At 31.6% G+C, this 17,858-nt stretch carries 18 protein-coding genes; 14 read left to right on the forward strand and 4 right to left on the reverse strand.

From position 1 onward, the window contains the following. Positions 1 to 155 precede the first annotated feature (155 nt). The 10 genes from B7R65_RS07845 to B7R65_RS07890 all read left to right on the forward strand — a co-directional run bounded on the left by B7R65_RS07845 (position 156) and on the right by B7R65_RS07890 (position 9,000). Entirely contained in the window at positions 156 to 1,226 is a 1,071-nt protein-coding gene (locus tag B7R65_RS07845) for a GerAB/ArcD/ProY family transporter (RefSeq protein WP_088042216.1), read from the forward strand. Continuing rightward, positions 1,223 to 2,689 carry a spore germination protein gene (locus B7R65_RS07850; RefSeq protein ID WP_088042217.1) on the forward strand — a complete coding sequence of 489 codons (1,467 nt, stop codon included), beginning with the start codon at positions 1,223 to 1,225 and terminating at the stop codon, positions 2,687 to 2,689. The genes B7R65_RS07845 and B7R65_RS07850 overlap by 4 nt, the downstream gene beginning before the upstream one ends. Before the next feature lie 8 nt (positions 2,690 to 2,697). After that, entirely contained in the window at positions 2,698 to 3,813 is a 1,116-nt protein-coding gene (locus B7R65_RS07855; RefSeq protein WP_088042218.1) for a Ger(x)C family spore germination protein, read from the forward strand. A 147-nt stretch (positions 3,814 to 3,960) separates the two neighbouring features. After that, positions 3,961 to 4,698, forward strand: coding sequence for a hypothetical protein (locus tag B7R65_RS07860; protein ID WP_088042219.1), 738 nt, complete (start codon positions 3,961 to 3,963; stop codon positions 4,696 to 4,698). 17 nt (positions 4,699 to 4,715) lie between these two features. Then, positions 4,716 to 5,276 carry a bifunctional adenosylcobinamide kinase/adenosylcobinamide-phosphate guanylyltransferase gene (gene cobU / locus B7R65_RS07865; RefSeq protein WP_218780410.1) on the forward strand — a complete coding sequence of 187 codons (561 nt, stop codon included), beginning with the start codon at positions 4,716 to 4,718 and terminating at the stop codon, positions 5,274 to 5,276. 11 nt (positions 5,277 to 5,287) lie between these two features. After that, complete coding sequence (gene cobS, locus B7R65_RS07870) at positions 5,288 to 6,028, forward strand: adenosylcobinamide-GDP ribazoletransferase (protein ID WP_088042221.1); 741 nt, start codon at positions 5,288 to 5,290, stop codon at positions 6,026 to 6,028. After that, on the forward strand, positions 6,025 to 6,621 hold the full coding sequence (locus B7R65_RS07875) for a histidine phosphatase family protein (RefSeq protein ID WP_179194806.1): 597 nt from the start codon (positions 6,025 to 6,027) through the stop codon (positions 6,619 to 6,621). The genes cobS and B7R65_RS07875 overlap by 4 nt, the downstream gene beginning before the upstream one ends. Before the next feature lie 17 nt (positions 6,622 to 6,638). Continuing rightward, positions 6,639 to 7,127, forward strand: coding sequence for an ECF transporter S component (locus B7R65_RS07880; RefSeq protein ID WP_088042223.1), 489 nt, complete (start codon positions 6,639 to 6,641; stop codon positions 7,125 to 7,127). Further along, a complete protein-coding gene (locus tag B7R65_RS07885; RefSeq protein ID WP_088042224.1) occupies positions 7,108 to 7,878 on the forward strand; it encodes a hypothetical protein in 771 nt (256 codons plus the stop codon). The genes B7R65_RS07880 and B7R65_RS07885 overlap by 20 nt, the downstream gene beginning before the upstream one ends. Before the next feature lie 30 nt (positions 7,879 to 7,908). Beyond that, entirely contained in the window at positions 7,909 to 9,000 is a 1,092-nt protein-coding gene (locus B7R65_RS07890; RefSeq protein ID WP_088042225.1) for a DNA alkylation repair protein, read from the forward strand. Positions 9,001 to 9,487: 487 nt separating this feature from the next. Here the strand turns inward: B7R65_RS07890 and B7R65_RS07895 are convergent, their stop codons facing one another. From B7R65_RS07895 to B7R65_RS07905, 3 genes are all read right to left on the reverse strand, one after another. Continuing rightward, positions 9,488 to 10,360 carry a hypothetical protein gene (locus B7R65_RS07895; protein WP_088042226.1) on the reverse strand — a complete coding sequence of 291 codons (873 nt, stop codon included), beginning with the start codon at positions 10,358 to 10,360 and terminating at the stop codon, positions 9,488 to 9,490. A 160-nt stretch (positions 10,361 to 10,520) separates the two neighbouring features. Beyond that, entirely contained in the window at positions 10,521 to 11,576 is a 1,056-nt protein-coding gene (locus B7R65_RS07900; protein ID WP_088042227.1) for a Surface layer protein, read from the reverse strand. Between the two features lie 236 nt (positions 11,577 to 11,812). Then, positions 11,813 to 12,307 carry a HugZ family pyridoxamine 5'-phosphate oxidase gene (locus B7R65_RS07905; RefSeq protein ID WP_088042228.1) on the reverse strand — a complete coding sequence of 165 codons (495 nt, stop codon included), beginning with the start codon at positions 12,305 to 12,307 and terminating at the stop codon, positions 11,813 to 11,815. 446 nt (positions 12,308 to 12,753) lie between these two features. Here B7R65_RS07905 and B7R65_RS07910 point away from each other — a divergent pair, with 446 nt between their 5' ends. The 4 genes from B7R65_RS07910 to B7R65_RS07925 all read left to right on the forward strand — a co-directional run bounded on the left by B7R65_RS07910 (position 12,754) and on the right by B7R65_RS07925 (position 16,031). Beyond that, the gene (locus tag B7R65_RS07910) at positions 12,754 to 13,686 is read left to right on the forward strand and encodes an ABC transporter substrate-binding protein (protein WP_088042229.1); all 933 of its coding nucleotides are present in this window, start codon (positions 12,754 to 12,756) and stop codon (positions 13,684 to 13,686) included. 140 nt (positions 13,687 to 13,826) lie between these two features. Then, positions 13,827 to 14,858: a FecCD family ABC transporter permease gene (locus B7R65_RS07915; RefSeq protein ID WP_373419560.1), complete on the forward strand. Its 1,032-nt coding sequence runs from the start codon at positions 13,827 to 13,829 to the stop codon at positions 14,856 to 14,858. Further along, positions 14,845 to 15,657, forward strand: a complete 813-nt coding sequence (locus B7R65_RS07920) for an ABC transporter ATP-binding protein (RefSeq protein ID WP_088042230.1) — start codon at positions 14,845 to 14,847, stop codon at positions 15,655 to 15,657. Before B7R65_RS07915 ends, B7R65_RS07920 begins: the two co-directional genes overlap by 14 nt. A gap of 35 nt (positions 15,658 to 15,692) precedes the next feature. Then, on the forward strand, positions 15,693 to 16,031 hold the full coding sequence (locus tag B7R65_RS07925; RefSeq protein ID WP_088042231.1) for an antibiotic biosynthesis monooxygenase: 339 nt from the start codon (positions 15,693 to 15,695) through the stop codon (positions 16,029 to 16,031). 140 nt (positions 16,032 to 16,171) lie between these two features. Here the strand turns inward: B7R65_RS07925 and B7R65_RS07930 are convergent, their stop codons facing one another. Continuing rightward, on the reverse strand, positions 16,172 to 17,422 hold the full coding sequence (locus B7R65_RS07930) for an MFS transporter (RefSeq protein ID WP_256941212.1): 1,251 nt from the start codon (positions 17,420 to 17,422) through the stop codon (positions 16,172 to 16,174). Positions 17,423 to 17,858 lie beyond the last annotated feature (436 nt).

Genomic DNA, 17,858 nt, shown 5'->3' on the forward strand with positions numbered 1-17,858 from the left:
AAAGAACAAAACATATTTAGATGCAACCTTCTCCCAACTGTATTTGGGAGAAGGTTTTTATTTGTAAATCCTATTATTGAAATTGGGAATTTTATACATAAACGATTGGTAATCAGGTTAACTTAATTGAATAAAGGATAGGCAAGGAGTTTTTTATGAATAACAAGGTCATTCAATCTCTTCATATATATATATTACTAATTATGTCGACTGGATTTATGTTACATGTGTTTATTGTCCCTAGTTTATTAACATCTTCACATAGAGACTCTTGGGTAACAGTGGTTACGAGCGTTTTACCTTTTCTAATTTGGACTACTTTAGTTTTCTATTTGTATAAGAAATTTAAAAATGAAGATGTTATGTCTTTAATGTATAAAGTATTTAATAGGCCGATCTCCATCATAATTTCATCTATTTTTGTTATCTATTTTTTATTGTCAGCTTTTATTTCTCTTCGATTTTCACTTATTTGGGCAAATACTAACTACACACAAGACATACCAAATTTTGTAGTTGTTTTTTTGCTAATATTGATTTCTTTCTATGCCGCACATAAAGGGATTCGCACAATTAGTACAACTGCATTTCTTGTTCTACCACTAGTTGTCTTCTTTGGATTTTTAGTAGGGATAGGGAATGGCAAAAATAAAAATTATAGTTTACTATTTCCTATTTTCGAAAATGGATATCATGATTATTTTAAAGGTTTTATTTTCACATGCTCAGGTTTTTTTGAAATCATTTTCATTCTATTTTTGACTTCATTCGTCAGTGATAAATTAAAAGCAAAATGGTTAATGATAGTTAGCATTATATTATTAATGTTGATTTTAGGCCCTCTTACAGGAGCAATTGTTGAATTTGGATCTGATGAAGCAGAAAAAATGAGAAATCCAGTATATGAACAATGGAAGATATTAACTTTTGGAAAATATATAACAAGGCTGGATTTTCTCTCTATTTTTCAGTGGTTGTCAGGAGCATTCATACGCACTAGCTTAGATTTATTTATTGCAAATTACATAGTTAACTATAGTGGACGTAAACAATGGGTATTACCAATACTTTCCTTATTTTTACTAGTAGGGGTATTGATTCCATGGAATGCAACTGCCTTTTTTTATTTTTTACAGAACTATTTTTTTCCAATCAACTTAATCTTTTTACTATGTACGATGCTATTACTATTGATTATGTCGAAACTAAGAGGTGATTCAACATGACTCAAGAAACAACTGCACTTAATAACTTAAATCTAATAGAGTTTCTAGAATCATTTAGTTATTCATCAGATATTTTGTTTCGAACAAAATCATATAATGAAGGGGATACATTACATTTTATTAAAGTGATGTATTGCCCAAATTTAGTTGATAATCAATATTGTAATCAAATTATCGCAGATATCTTTGATGTCATACATAAAGAAGAAAAATTAAATTTTGAAATACTAACAAATCTAGTTGAAACGAAAAAATTAAAAGAAGAATCAAAGATAAAAATAGAGGTTGAAGAAAATTTATTTTCAGGAAATCTAGTCATATTTAGTTCCTATTTAAATGACATTTTTTTTATTCAAACAGCTAGTCCTCCAAAGAGAAATCCTGAAGAATCTAATTTAGAAAATTCAATTCGAGGACCTCGGGATGGGTTTATCGAAAATATTTCAGATAATATGGCACTAATCCGTCAACGATTAAAAACTTCCACTTTAAAAAGTGTTGAATATACAATCGGGGATCGAAGTAGAACGAAAGTGTTGTTAGTTTATATTGAAGATATTATTAATCCTTCAATTTTATCAACTGTTCAACAACGCTTAAGCTCGATAAAAAAAGATGTCATTGTTAGTAGTTATGAAATTGAGGAGATATTATATGACCAACCTTTTTCAATTTTTCCGTTATTAGATAATATCGGCAGACCAGATTTTGTTGTCCAGTCACTAAATCAAGGACGATTTGCAATTATAGTCGACGGTAATCCAACTTGTTTAATTGGTCCAACAAACATAAATCAGTTAATTTATTCTCCAGAAGACATTCATGCGAGTTTTTATTATTTAAATCTTGTTCGTTACTTAAGAATTACAGCAATTTTAACGACAATTTTTTTACCGGGGTTTTATATTGCACTGGTGACATTCCATCTTGACCAAATACCTTACCCGTTACTTGCTACTATTGGTGTTGCAAGAAATGGTTTACCATTTTCTGCCCCGTTAGAAGCATACTTAATGCTGTCGTTTTTTGAATTATTTAAAGAAGCAGGTATACGTTTACCGAAGGCAGTAGGTCAAACAGTTGCCGTTTTAGGGGGATTATTTATTGGTGATGCAGCAATACGTGCTGGTTTAACTTCACCTTCTATGTTAGTTATAGTAGCATTAACAGTTATTTCAGGTTATACGCTAATTAACCAAAATATTTCAGGAAATATTGTAATCCTTCGATTTATTGTTTTATTTATTTCTTCTATATTAGGATTAATTGGCTTTTTTACTAGTTTTTTCTTAATCATTACGATGATGGCTTCTTTAGAAAGCTTTGGTCAACCATATGTAACATTATTGTCTACCCCAAGTAAATCAGACTTCTTAAATGTAGTTATTAAGTTGCCACAAAAGTTTAAGAAAAAACGAAATCAATCACTTCATCCAATTGACGAAGACCGTCAGAAGGAGTGATAAATAGGATGAAAAAATTTGTAGTAATCATACTAATTATCTTTCAACTTTTACTATTGACGGGATGTTGGGGAGAACGAACGATAATAGACCAAACACTTGTGACGAATATAGGAATTGATTTTAAAGATGATATGTTTGTAGTTACGATTCAAGCACTTAATTTTTCAAACATTGCGAAACAAGAGGGTGGTGCATTACAAGAAGCACCTGATCCTTTAATTGGGCAAGCCTCAGGGAAAAGTATCCAGTCTGCATTTAATAAGTTGGAATCAAAGTCAGCAATTCCATTATATTATGGCCATGTCAATAGCATAATCTTAGGTAAGAGTATCATTGAAGGGAAAATGCAAGCTATCAATTCCTTTATCAATGGAAAACGGTTATTAAGATATACAATGTGGATTTATGGAACCGACAAGGATATAAAAGATATTTTCACCAGCAAAAGTTTTTTTAATTTACCCTATTTATATACAGTTGTTACTAATCCAGAAGAAAGGAGTAGAGGTAGTCTTATTTTATTAAATATGAAATTCCACCAATTAATTTCAAGATATACTCAGCCTGTTGGTACGCTGTTGATTCCGTCACTGGATATTGATAATAAAAATTTTAAAGAAAAAGTTGAAGACAAGATCGCAATTATTAATGGTGCGTATGTCATTGCACAACAAAAGTATAAAGGACATGTAAAGGTAAAGGACGTAAAATCACTGAACTGGTTCGAACAAAAGAATTATAGTATGCCGCTTCTACTTGAAAAAGATAAAGTGAATTTAGAAGTAAGAACTTCAAAAGCATCGGTTAAAGTTATACATGGAGGAAAAAAGCCGAAATATACTATCAATGTAAAAACAAATGTGGCAATAATACAGAATGAAAATGGAATCAGTAGAAAGGCGATTAAGTCTAAATTAAATAAAAAAATTAAAAGTGAAATTATTAAAACAATAAAAAAGGGAGAAGAACTTCATGCGGATCTTCTCAATCTATCTGAAAAACCTTATCGATTTAGTCCAAAAGAGTGGAATTCTGAAACACTCAATGCGCTGAATCTGGGATCAATTAAAGATATAAAAGTAAATGTTAACATTTTAGGAAGTGAATCTTATAAAAGATAATGATATTGAATAGTATCGAATAACAATCGATGATCCCAATTTTGAATTGGGGTCATTTATATTTTATTTAGTTCAAAATAATATTGTAATTTCGTTCATTCGAAATAATAATTAAAATAAACACTCGTTTCTGTGAGGAGATCGTTAATGAAAGATAATAAGCCTGCAATTGAAAAGTATACAGAATTCTGGTTTCCTGGTCGTTGGCTTGGTGGAATTGCCCTGATTTTAGGTCCGATTTTTCTACTGATTGGAGTTGTATTGAGAAGTGAATTTTATTTTTTCTTCCCGGACCAGCTTGCTGCTTATAATGACCACCCTTCTATCATATTTCTATCTTATAGTTTCTTTATAGCAGGTAATGTTATAATGTGGCCTGCAGTTATCACACTAAGTAGATTAATTGGTATGAATAGACCTACATTAGCACTGTGGGGTGGAAGCTTTGCCATATTTGGTCTGTTCGCTCGTACATTTCATGCGGGTGTTGACCATCTTGCCTTTCAGATGGTGAAAATTCAAGATTTAAAAACCGCTACAAATGTTATTGCAAAATCTTATGGCTCATTTCACATTTTTCATAGCTTTTCTCCAATGATCTTGTTTGGTTGGATTATACTTGCTATTGGGGCTTATCTAGGGAAAGTACTAGGGGTGATCAGGTCGATATCATTAGGAGTAATGTCTGCACTTCCTCTTGGTGTACTTAAAGGTACAACAAATTTTTCTATAATTGCTCTATTGGGATTATGTATTTCGCTTGTCCCTCTGGGCATAAAAGTTTTAAATGATGGGCCAAGACCAAGTTTGAAAAAAGTATTTGGTTCATCGATTTTAATGATAGTTTTGCTACTATTTTTATACATAATTGGAGAAAAAGGTTAAGTAAAGAGGTGAAAAGATTGATATTTGTTATTGGGGGAGCGAGGAGTGGAAAGAGTTCCTATGCTGAAAAACGAGTAAAAGAAATGCAAACTTCTTCAAATGATGTCATTTATATTGCGACTGCTATTCCGACAGATGAAGATATGGAAAATCGCATAAAACGTCATCGAGAAGATCGTTCAAAAGAATGGCACACACTTGAGCAGTATAAACATTTCCATAAGTTAGAAGGAAACGAAAAATTCAACCAAGCCGAAATACTTTTAGTTGATTGTATTACGATTATGATTACAAATCTTATGTTTGATTTTTATACTGATTTTGACTCAATCACAAATGATCAGATTGTTCATTTAGAAAACGAAATAGAAAAGGAAATCATTCAGCTAATTACTATTTGTCATCGAAATGATAAAAAGCTGGTAATCGTTTCAAATGAGGTTGGTTACGGACTTGTACCTTCCTATCGTCTAGGAGCTATATTTAGAGATATCGCTGGGCGAATGAATCAATTGATCGCATCAAAAGCAACAGAAGTTGTATTAGTAACAGCTGGAATACCATTAAGAATAAAATAGGAGAACTATTTATGAATCGATTTAAAATGATCCTAAGTTTCTTTTCAACCATTCCAGTAAAGAATTATCAGTTTATCGAAACTGAGCTAGGTAAAGGAATACGAATGGTCCCTTTAGTTGGGGTACTATTTGGTATTTTACTGGGGATTAGTAGTGGGATCTTTTCGTTGTTTATAGACAGAGAGATTTGTGCATTTTTAATTCTAGTTATTTATTTGTTTTTGACAGGTGGCTTACATTTTGATGGGGTTGCTGACACTTGTGATGGAATATTTAGTCACAGGTCAAAAGAAAGAATACTAGAGATTATGAAAGATAGTCGCGTAGGAACATTTGGTGTAATTTCTTTAATTATATTGTTTCTCGGTGATTGGTTACTTTTAACTAAAAGCTCTTTATTCGTTATCTTTTTATTTCCTTTTATGGGACGATGCGTTGCACTGTTGACTTGCCGATTGAGTACATATGCTAGAAAAGAAGGTTTAGGAAACCAATTTATAATAGAAGCAAAGCATTCGAAATCACTATTTGTTTTAATTTTCTCCATCCTATTTGTTTTTGTAGGTAGTATTATTTTTCACCAATTAGAGATAATCGTTTCTGTTTGTATTTCACTTTTATTTATTTCTTGGGTAACAAAAAAAATAAATAAAAAGCTTGATGGCATTACAGGTGACGTGATTGGATTTACGATTGAACTATCACAATTATGCTTTCTATTATTTGCTACAATTGGTGGGAAATTATTATGAGAATAATCTTAATCAGGCATACAGAAAGCATAGGGAATAAAATGAAGGTATACGCTGGATCGACCGATTATGAATTAACAGAGTACGGCATAACACAAATTCATGTTGTTGTTAATCAGCTTGAGAGAATACTAGATAAAGAATCCATATATAATCTTTTTTCTAGCCCACTTCAGAGATGTACGATTCTAAGTGAGGAGATTGGAAAGTCAATTGGTGTAGAAAAACATATAGATAATCGATTGAGTGAAACAAACTTTGGGTTATTTGAAGGTAAAACATACAATGATCTCATAAATGAATTTCCTGAGATACTCGATAAATGGAATAAGGATATAATTCATTTTCAAATTCCAAAAGGTGAGAGTTTAATAATGTGTGAAGAGCGCATTAGTTCTTTTTGTGAGGAGCTTAAATGGAAAAATGAGGACTCAATAATTGTTTCGCATGGAGGAATCATTAAGTTAATTCTATTAAACTTATTAAATCTTGATATTAATCATTTTTGGAAATTTTTTACGAGCAATGGATGTATAATTGAAATCGAGCACAATGAAGGTTTTGGTTATTTAAAAAATATTATTCAACTTTAATAAGAGGATGAGGACACTTGAACGCAAAACGGATTGTTTTACTTTCGTTATTTATTGCACTCAGTGCAATATTATCTAATTTTAAGATTTTTTCTTCAATCGCATTTGATTCAATGCCAGCTTTTCTAGCTGCTATGATTATATCGCCAATTGCTGGTGGGATTGTTGGAGCACTTGGGCACATATTAACTGCATATACTTCTGGTTTTCCACTTACCGTACCTATGCATTTATTCATAACAGTCCAGATGTTTGCGATCGTTTGGATCTATGGTATTTTATTTAAAAAAGCGAACAAATATATCGCTATTATTATCGCAATCATTTTAAACGGTCCAGTTGCTACATTTTTGAGTGGAGTTTTAATCACTTATATAGATGTAACTTTTACAGTAAGTGGCTTTTTTAAGGTAATGGTTATCCCATTAACAATCGTTTCGGCAGCAAATATTATTCTAGCATTCATTATTCAGAAGGTGATAAAACGTGCGCGTATCCAATTATAGAGATTTAACTTTATTGCAAATTGATTCGAATCGTTATTTTACGATTGCCTGTGATAGTTGTGGTGGAATAGGGATGAGTGAATTAGATATTGTAAAAGTTGAGGAAGAAATTGTTGGTTATTTAACGACAAGAGTTTGTCTTATAGAGACATTAGCATTCCGTGCAAAACCGACTGTTTTAATTAATACATTATGTGTTGAAATGGAAGGTAGGGGTAAACGGATATTAAAAGGAATTGATCGAGCAATTAAAGACTATAATAAAGCTCAATTTTATAATGAAGCTTTAGAAATAAATATAACGGGAAGTACTGAAGAAAATATACCTACACAACAAACAGGGATTGGCGTCACGTTGATGGGAGAAATTCAGTATCCAATTAATAAACGGGAAGCAAAGAAAGGTGCTTCTATTATATTGGTGGGTTACCCGAAGGTTGGACAAGAAGTATTAGATGAATTAAACACAAACTTTAATGAGATAATTGATTTTAGCGCATTAAAATACTTAACAAATCATTCAAAAGTAATTGATGTTTTGCCCGTTGGTTCAAAAGGTGTAAGATATGAAATAAATGAATTGATGAAAACGCATAATAAAATGATTCATCTAGTTGATCATCAAACAATTCCACTAGATAAGTCTGCAGGACCTGCTACCTGTGTATTAGCAGTTATAGAAGAAGATATATTGAAAGAGTTAAAAGAAGTTATTTCACAGCCTATTACATTAATAGGTGAGGTTATTTAGATTAATGCATAATTGAATTGGAGAATTGATATGGCTAATGCGTTAAAGGATATATATAATGAAGAATTTATCTCGAAAATAGCTAAGGCAATAAGCGAAGTTTACCCAACTTTCGATAATGAATCATTTTACGAAAAAGTGTTCAGCGGAAATTGGGAAGATAAAACTTTAAAAGAAAGAATGAGACAAATTACGATTTGTTTAGGGGAAACATTACCAGACAATTATAAGGAAGCAATCACCATATTAAGTACAACTGTTGATAAATTTCCAAAAAATAATTTAGGATGTATCTTCTTTCCAGATTTTGTTGAAGTATATGGTTTAGAAGATTGGGAGACATCAATAAATGCTTTAGAATTATTCACTCAACATTCCACTTCTGAATTTGCAGTTAGACCATTTATTGTCCGAGATTCAGAGCGAATGATGAAGCAAATGTTATTATGGTCTAAGCATTCAAATGAACATGTGAGACGACTTGCAAGTGAGGGCTCACGTCCAAGATTACCTTGGGGAATGGCTCTTAAACACTTTAAAGAAGATCCCACAGCAATACTTCCAATTTTAGAGAATTTGAAAGTAGATGAATCATTATACGTTAGAAAAAGTGTGGCAAATAACTTAAATGATATTTCAAAAGATCATCCAAAACTAGTATTGGATATTGCAAAAAAGTGGTACGGTGAAAATACGCATACGAATTGGATCATTAAGCATGCTTGTAGAACTTTATTAAAAAAAGGAAATGTGGAAGCATTAGCAATTTTCGGTTTTGATGTTACTCAGTCAACTGTTCAAATTAATGACTTTAAAATTTATCCAGAAAATTTATGTTTGGGTGAGGACTTACATTTTTCATTTAATCTAACGAGTGATCAGTCGTTAATGACTAAGGTTCGAATTGAGTACGCGATTGACTTTGTAAAAGCAAAAGGAAATAGGACAAAGAAAATATTTAGAATAACAGAAAACACAATCGAAAAAGGAAAAACACTTTCTTACGATAAGGTATATTCATTTAAAGATTTATCTACTAGAAAACATTATAGAGGTTTACATACCATTACAATACTAATAAATGGAACTGAAGTAATCAGTAAAGATTTTAGTATTGAGTAAAATAAGAGACTCCTATAAAAATTTTCAACCGTTCTCTTTAAGAGTAATCGTAGGTATAATAACATATATAAAAACATCCATAATAGCAGGGCGATTCGCATTTGAAATTGCTCTGTTATTTTGATTTAATAGGTTTTTCTTAGTTAACAAGGCTATAATTAGTAAAATAAATCATTTGAAGATTAGCAGAACCATAATAATAATTTTGGTCTTGTTTTTTGTAGGTTCTTTAATGCTAATCCAGTTATAAAGAAAGTGATTGGAACGGAAGGTGTGAGACTCCTGCGGGAGTAGCGGGTAGGGTGAGACCCCGCAGGTTTGCCCCGAGGAGGCTCAGCTCACGCCCCACGGAAAGCGAGCAACCTAGAGTGGAAATCGACGAAACTCCTAATTAAATAGCAGAAAGTTTTCGGAAACAGCCAAAAAGCAAGAGACTCCTAAACAATTTCGGAGTCTCTTTTGAATGAATCATCATTATTTCAGCTCTTTATCCCTGCCTATTATACATCATCACATCTTCAGTCAAAGGGGTTAAACCTAATTTTTCTAGAATAATACCTTTTGGTAAATGAGATTTTGAAATGGTTACAATTTTTACTTTTCGATTATTATTTTCATTGTGTATTAGTGACATTAAATCATAAAAATATGGAATCGCTTTCTCATCAAAAGCAACAGCTAGAATTTCTGAATAGGCTGTATCTGGACGGATTGTTACACCGAAATAAGCGATTAGTTGTTCTCCTATTTTACATTCAACTGCGTAATCAAACTCGATCGATTGATAATATTCATTCATCATATTGATTTGTTCATTGGATAAAGCCTGCTGTTTTGTTTTTAATTCTTTCCAAAGATCAAATGAAAACTGATCATTAATTTGATAAGAAAAATCAGGTATAGCTTGCATGTTTTTAATTAACATTGGATAATGGGCCCCTATAATTTGGGACTGACTCGTAATCGAAAAGCCCTTTGACTCAAAATATTTAATTTGTTTATCCCACTGACCTCTAAATCGTTGAGCCAGCACTTTTCCACCATATTCTTCGCTAATTGCAAAATTAAATACTTTCGTAAATAATTCTTCTTGAACTTCACCCTCATATTCTGGCAAAACCCACGGGTAACCTAAAGAAACGAATTCACCTTTTCCAGAAAAACTCATATATCCTATTAATGTTTCCCCATCAAAAGCAAAGTATCTAGACTTTGGATTAAATTCTGATTGTGATTCAAATAGTTTTGGAGATAGAGTAGGTTTCCACGCATATGGTAAAGATTTCGTAATTTTATTCCAAAAATCGTATTGCAATTCAAGATCTGTATGGCTCTCATAAAATCGATAAGTAATTGTCATTTTTATGATCCCTTCCTAATAGTAACTAATCTAATATTATCAAATTTATGATGCGATTAAAGGTTTAATAATGAAATAATATGAAATTAATAAAATACAGTTGGAATAAAAAAAGAGATTGATTTAATATCAACCTCTTAGACTTATTTTTAGAATTATTTTATTGGGCAGCTGGAATTTCAAAAGCGTCAGCAGATAGCTTTTCGCCATTAAATTCTACTGAATACTCAACTTTTTGAACTGTTGAAGTTGCATTTAATTCATCAATTGTAATGAAAGCGGATGTTTTATCATCACTTAGTGTAATATTTTTAGGCGTAATAATTTGTTCAGTACCACCATTAATAATAACTGAGATTTTTAAATCGTTTGTTGTAAGTGATTTTACAGCAATGTCAAATTCAAGAGTTAATTTACCGTTAATAGCGTCGATATAATCAAGATCAGCAGTTGGTGGAGTGATTGCATCATTGTAAACTTCTAATAAATCAGTATATTCTTTTGTTAATTCTTTTTTAAACAATACTGAAGTATGGCTTAATAATGGTTTAATTGATTTTAATACTGCATTCGATTTTGCTAATTCTCCATCTTCTAGAAAACTAGTAACTTGTTCTAATTTATTTGAAACGCTAACGTCGAACTTGTACGTATTAAATTCACTTTTTTGTTCCATATATTCTTTCAGGAATATTCTTTTTGCTTTTGCATCAAATACCTTGTTATACGTATTAAATTGTTTAGAAGTTATATATTTTCCTAGTTTTTGATGTGCGATTTCTAAAGAATCAATGTCCTCATTTAGTATCGCTTCATTAAATTCTGATTCAATTTTTGTAGATGTCTCTAACAAAGTAGCAGCATTAAGATAAGGTTCAACTCGACTTGTAATATACATTTTATATGTACTGTTTAACTCAGTTAAATACTTTTTCTTAGCACTTTTAGAATATTTTTGAACAGTTTTTTTAGAAGTAATATATTGTTTTTTTGCTTTGTTATATTCAGCAATAACAGTAGCCTTATTAGGTAATTTACCTGTCTTTTGGATTGGAGTGCTATATGTTGTGTAGGCTTTTTTCATTTGTGCTTTCGATTCGTTTACTACTTTAGATACTTGAACTGAAGCCTTTGATGAACTAGGATTACCAGTTAAAAAGGCACTTGCAACAATTGCACTTACCGTAGCTATATTAATAATTGATTTAATTTTCATTGAAAAAAAATTCTCCCCTCGGAAATAATTAGATAGAGTGTATATTGATTTAAGATCAAAAGTAATTAATAACGATTCTCATTTTCAATTAAATCATAAATGTAAATGAGAAGCATTGTCAATTGTTTTTTTGAAAATATTCAGTTTTATAAATTTAATAAAAAAGAAAAAATCCACTTTCCCGATAATCAGTTTAAAGGTGAAAGTGGAGTATCTATTTTACTTTATCTTAGAGGTTATTTTTTATCTACAACAACATGGTCAAATCGATTTCCAGATAAATCAACTTCGAAAGCTGCACCAAAGCCTATAACATAGCGTCCAGAAGTTGGCGTAAGTTCAAATAATGACATATCTATACTACGTAGCATATTCATCATTGGTGCCCCATGAATTTCCTCGAATTTAGCAAAAATCTCTTCTTTATTTTCATTTCCGACATTTTCAGAAGTGCATTGGAAACGAACACGTTCCCTCGCAAATAGATTCGGAGATTTTGATTCATCTGCAAGCAGCATGATATGAATCTGCTCGTTTGCTTCAATGAATTGATAGTGATCAGAAATTTTACTAATAAAAATATAAAAACGATCGTCATGTTTAACAAATGGGGCGTAACTAATAAATGGATCATCATTACGATCTTTCGTACTTATGACAAATGTTTTTGATTCATTTAAAAAATCAAAGTACTTTTGCTTTAACGAATCAATATTAAGTTGCTTTTGCATAACAAACCTCCTAAGAATAGTAGAGAATTAATAATTAGCTTCTAAATTAAAAAATGATTAATAAGCTACTACAGATGATAACAATTATCATTATCAATTTCAACACAATTTTTTTATTATTTAGACTATATGTGAAATTGCTACATATTTTAGGCTTTTTTTCTAAAGGATCTTTTCTAAAAGATTGTTTTTAAAACAAACTGTAAATAAAGTAGATGATTGGATCAGAATGAGCGAGATTTCAGGGGGGAGATAGAGGAGTCTTAGTGAATTTTTCAGAAGATAAACAAAGCATTTTTATAGAGTCATATAATTAAGAAAATATTAGAAGTATTAAAAAAAAATAAAAAATCTAATTGACAACGGTTCTCAATGTAAACTATTATCAAGTCAGAGAGTGTAATTGATAATGATAATCATTAATAATAAGTTGAGGAGTAATAATCATGAAGAAATTTATACTAAGTATGTTAACCGTTTTATTAACTTTTAGTTTAATAGCATTTGATACGAATGTATCAGAAGCAGCAAGCAAGAAAATTACAGTAAAAGATTTTGCAGGTCGTACAGTTACATTTAGTAAGGCACCATCAAGGGTAGCGGTATTAAGTTCAGGTGATCTTGGTACGGTTAAAGCACTAGGGTCAAAAATCGTTGGTCGCCCAACAACTGTATCAACAGTAGATCCTAGTTTAAAAAACATTACACAAATAGGTACCGTTTTCTCTCCAAATTATGAAAAAATTGCAAGTGTAAAACCTGATGTAGTTATCGCAAGTACTGCTTTTAAAGCAAACATAAAAAAAGTAGAGGCACTTGGAGTGAAAGTTGTTATTACTTCTGGAGCATCCGTAAATGAGATTAAATCAAGTGTTACATTATTAGGAAAAGTATTAAATAAAACATCGAAAGCAAAAGTTTTAACTGGGAAAATTGACAGTAAATTAAAAAAATATAGTAAGAGTAAAACAAATGTAAAAGCTGCTATTCTTTTCGGTTCTGGATCAAGTTCACTAGTAGCTCTTCCAAGTTCATTCTCTGGTGATGTATTAAAGAAAACTGGTGGAATTAATATTGCTTCAAGCTTTTCTGAAGTAAAGGATTTTCCAGGCTACGCTAATTTAAGTACAGAAAGAATTATTCAAAGTAATCCTGATGTAATCTTTATGATTACACATACAGATCCTAAGAAAACAAAAGCAGCAATGGTTAAGTTGATGTCTTCAGGGGCATGGAAAAACTTAAACGCCGTTAAGAAGAAAAATGTTGTTTACCTTCCAAGTGATTTATTTGCATCGAACCCAGGAATTAAAATTACAGATGCTCTTGATTACATGAACAAAGAATTATTAAAAGTAAAAGCTAAGAAAAATAAATAAATAAATAAATAAATAAATAATGAATTGTACATATAGGGTGTCGTGAGATTTAACTCATACTGTATTTCATGTCACCCTTTATTACTGTCAATGGGGGAAGTTTTATGATGGAAAGGCAATCTAATGTAGCTCAGGCACAGATTGAACCAACTACAAATAATGAAAATAGAACACATCCATACACGAAAAAAAGAGTATCTGCTTTAATCTTTTTATTAGTATCAATTGTTCTTGTTGCTCTTTATTCCACAATTACTGGAAGTGTTAAGCTTAGTTTACATGAAGTGTGGGAAGGATTAACAAGCTCGAAGGACCCTATGTTGCATACAATTGTGTGGGAATTGAGACTACCTAGAATTATAGTTGGATTAGTTGTTGGTATGTGCTTAGCAGTCTCTGGTTCAATCATGCAAGGTGTGATGAAGAACCCACTTGCAGATCCAGGTATTATCGGGGTTTCTTCAGGAGCTGCATTGATGGCAGTTATCATTATGATTCTTCTTCCACAATACATTTTATTACTACCAATCGCTGCTTTTTCTGGTGGGTTTGTAACAGCAATGTTAATATACGGACTTGCTTGGCAAAATGGTTCTTCCCCTGCAAGAATAATTTTAGTGGGAGTTGCAGTTAACTCGGTGATTGGCGCGTTTATGAGTGCATTAATGCTATTATTTAGCGATCGAGTTCAAGCAGTATTACCTTGGATGGCTGGTGGAATATCAGGTGCATCATGGGATCAAGCGAAGCTCGTTTCAATTTATGCATTACCGGCATTAGTTTTATCTTTATTTGCAATAAAACACATTAAAATTCTTAACTTGGGTGATGAAGTAGCCAAAATTTTAGGTCATAATGTTGAACGTAGCAGATTTTTCCTAATTTTAATTAGTACATTTTTAGCAGGCATAGCTGTAAGTGTTTCTGGCTTAATTGGTTTTGTAGGACTTGTTATTCCTCATATAATGAGAATGATCGTGGGAAATGACTATAGGTATGTATTACCTTTATCTGCACTTGGCGGAGGCGTATTTTTAGTGTTTTCCGATACGATTGCACGAAGCTGGTTTGATCCAATCGAATTACCAGTTGGTGTTTTACTATCCTTCTTAGGTGGACCATTCTTCTTATATATTCTTAATAAAGGAGGAAAAACACGTGCTTTTAACTAATAAGGTTGCTTTTAGACATTCAGAAACATTTTCACTTGAAGATATCAATGTGGAAATAACTAAAGGTGAAATTGTAAGTTTGATTGGACCTAATGGTTCAGGTAAATCTACAATGTTAAGAGTCATATCAAATCTTTTAAAGCCAAATGAAGGTTCGGTTTTATTAGATGGTGATGAAATTAAATCGTTAAGTAGGCAAGCGATTGCGAAAAAGTTAACGATGCTACCTCAGGTTCATAATAATGAACTTGATTTGACTGTTAGAGAGCTTGTATCATTTGGTAGAAATCCTCATAAAGGTTGGTTTCAAAAATTAGATTATGAGGATGAAAAAATTATTGATTGGGCACTTGAAGTGACAAATTTACAGTCATATGAATTTCGTTTTTTACAATCATTATCTGGTGGTGAAAGACAAAGAGCGTGGATTGCGATGGCTATTGCACAAAGACCGAGTGTATTATTATTAGATGAGCCGACTACATTTTTAGATATCGCTCATCAATTAGAAGTAATGGAACTCGTTCAAATGTTAAATGAGCGTTTTGGTATGACAATTGTAATGGTTCTTCATGATATTAATCAAGCAGCCGGGTATAGTGATCGACTAATTGTTATGAAAAATGGTCGTATCGAGTATGATGGAAATTCGGGGTGTGTTATTTGTAAACAAATGTTTCAAGATATTTTTGACATAGATGTTGATATCTACAATGATGGAGAAAGACCGTTCTTTACGCCAAAAAGAAATATTTGTAAGTCAAAAGATGAATGTGATCAAGATTGTATTGCAAAGTAATCAAATAAGTTAATACAAATGGGAGGCTAAAAAAAATGATAATGACAACAAATACGATTCGAGTAGTAAAAGGACACGGTGATACGGTAGTTGAGCGCTTTAGAGTTTCAAAAGGAATCCATAAATTTGAGGGTTTTGTTCGTATGCAAGTGTTAAAAACGATGGATTTAGAAGAATATGATGAGATTAGAGTTTGTACAACTTGGGAATCAATGGAGAACTTTCAAAGTTGGGTTAACTCAGATTCTTTCCGTGCTGCACATGCTAAACGTCAAGAGCAACAAGCTTCTAATGAAAACAGCATTATTTTAGGCTCCCAGCTTACATGTTATGAAATTCCTGTTGAACACTTACCAGAAACTGTAGAAATTTAAGTAGAGTCCTAATGGGGCTCTTTTTTGGTTTAATCGAAAGAAATGCAAAAAGCGAGCATCCTGAGGTGGAAATCAACAATCTTTTTTTATAGAGCCAAAAACAAAAAAAGGAGTTCATTTTTAAGAACTCCTTCTTCTCATTAAAGTGACATTTTATCTTGTTTATAATCTAATTGATTAGAGTGAGACATTCGGTAGGCCATTATACCAAAAAGTATACCAGCCAATCCTCTGAAGATCGTTGAAATAACCATTGCGAAATTCATACTATATGTTTCGAGTAAAAAAACTCCAGCTTGTGGTGCTATAAAAGCGATAATTGAAAGTAAGAAGTTATAATTTGCAATATAAGAAGTGCGATGCTCTTCCTCAGTAGCTTCTAATAAACTATTAAACAGAATTAAGATTGTACCCGATACGAAAAATCCTGAGAAAAAGTTTACAATAAATAAGTAAACATAATTTGTAGATAATATATTTAATATTGGTGCAGAAGCCATTCCAATAGAAATCCAAATTAATAATTGAGTGTTGCTATAACGATTAGCCATTTTTGCCCACCAGTTATAACTAACGATTTGAGAAAGTTGATTGCTTACAGTAAATAAACTCATCCAAAACGCAGTAGCGTGTGCAAATCGTATTTGATAAATCGAAAAAAGTGACCAAGCCATTTGCCAAGCAAAATTAAAAAATAATGCACAAATTAAGAATGTAACATATGGCTTATATTGAAAAAGATGTTTCGAGAAAGGGGAGTAATGTTTAGTTAATTGAACTTCCGTTTTTTTCTCTTTGTGTTTTAGAATATAGTAAAGTTCAAGCATTCCGAATATGAATGCAAATAAAAAAAGTAATTGATATGGAAAAGCATTTGAAGAGCTAAATGCTTTCATACTTATTCCGGCGATTAATGTAACAATCATCCCTATAAAAGTAAGTGTACGATTTCTTTGACCAAAAAATGTATTTCTACGCTCTGCTGGAATTAAGTCACCTATAAAAGCTTGCCAACTTAAATTCATAAAAGTTCCTGGAAAATTCATTAGCGCAATTAAAATAACAAAGAACCACGCAATGTGATCAGAATGAACGAATGGGAGAAACACCATTATAAGAAGAAAAAAGCGAGTAAAGAAAATTGAATAAGCTGTAAATCTTCTCTTTTCCTGTAATTTGTTTACCATAAATGCGGCTGGTAGCATAGCAGCCATACCAACAATAGAAGGTAATGAAGAAATTAATCCCACTTGATAGTTAGATGCGCCTAGGATTGCAATTGCAAATAAAATGAAGTAATTAGTTGATAAACTAAGTGCAATGGTTGAAGCAGCTCCATTTTTAATACTTTGTGATTCATTGTGTAATACGACCTCTTTACTGTAAATCAACTGAACTTCCTTCTTCCATGATAAAGTAATGAATTTTCTTGTGATTAATAATTGTTAAAAATTTTAAATAATTCAATAGAACAATAGCATATTTATCGTTAAAATTCTATGCAAATGACCTATATTTTTTGATGGAAAAATTTATGATTTAAGTCTTTTTTGTAAACTTTGTTTCTAGAAAAAATGGATTTTCTAGATTTCCACTCTAGGATGCTCGCTTTCCGTTGAGCCTCCTCGGCGCATTCGCGTCTGTGGGGTCTCAACTGTCTCGCTACTCCCACAGGAGTCTCGCACCTTCCGCTACAATCATTTTCTTCATTATTAGATTGATTTTAAAAAACTTTTTTAAAACAATCTTTAAGAAAAGAGCCTATTTAAACTAAAAATGTTGGTATATCAACTTCAAATAATATGCATAAAAAAGTCTTTTAAAATT

Origin of the sequence: Bacillus sp. EAC (genome assembly GCF_002156875.1) — a bacterium.
GTDB lineage: Bacteria > Bacillota > Bacilli > Bacillales > Bacillaceae_G > Gottfriedia.

What these genes read in the sequence shown, in the direction of transcription:
- B7R65_RS07845 (WP_088042216.1), top strand. Translation starts at nt 156, where the DNA reads ATGAATAACAAGGTCATTCAATCTCTTCATATATATATATTACTAATT.
- B7R65_RS07850 (WP_088042217.1), top strand. Translation starts at nt 1,223, where the DNA reads ATGACTCAAGAAACAACTGCACTTAATAACTTAAATCTAATAGAGTTT.
- B7R65_RS07855 (WP_088042218.1), top strand. Translation starts at nt 2,698, where the DNA reads ATGAAAAAATTTGTAGTAATCATACTAATTATCTTTCAACTTTTACTA.
- B7R65_RS07860 (WP_088042219.1), top strand. Translation starts at nt 3,961, where the DNA reads ATGAAAGATAATAAGCCTGCAATTGAAAAGTATACAGAATTCTGGTTT.
- cobS (WP_088042221.1), top strand. Translation starts at nt 5,288, where the DNA reads ATGAATCGATTTAAAATGATCCTAAGTTTCTTTTCAACCATTCCAGTA.
- B7R65_RS07875 (WP_179194806.1), top strand. Translation starts at nt 6,025, where the DNA reads ATGAGAATAATCTTAATCAGGCATACAGAAAGCATAGGGAATAAAATG.
- B7R65_RS07890 (WP_088042225.1), top strand. Translation starts at nt 7,909, where the DNA reads ATGGCTAATGCGTTAAAGGATATATATAATGAAGAATTTATCTCGAAA.
- B7R65_RS07895 (WP_088042226.1), bottom strand. Translation starts at nt 10,360, where the DNA reads ATGACAATTACTTATCGATTTTATGAGAGCCATACAGATCTTGAATTG.
- B7R65_RS07900 (WP_088042227.1), bottom strand. Translation starts at nt 11,576, where the DNA reads ATGAAAATTAAATCAATTATTAATATAGCTACGGTAAGTGCAATTGTT.
- B7R65_RS07905 (WP_088042228.1), bottom strand. Translation starts at nt 12,307, where the DNA reads ATGCAAAAGCAACTTAATATTGATTCGTTAAAGCAAAAGTACTTTGAT.
- B7R65_RS07910 (WP_088042229.1), top strand. Translation starts at nt 12,754, where the DNA reads ATGAAGAAATTTATACTAAGTATGTTAACCGTTTTATTAACTTTTAGT.
- B7R65_RS07925 (WP_088042231.1), top strand. Translation starts at nt 15,693, where the DNA reads ATGATAATGACAACAAATACGATTCGAGTAGTAAAAGGACACGGTGAT.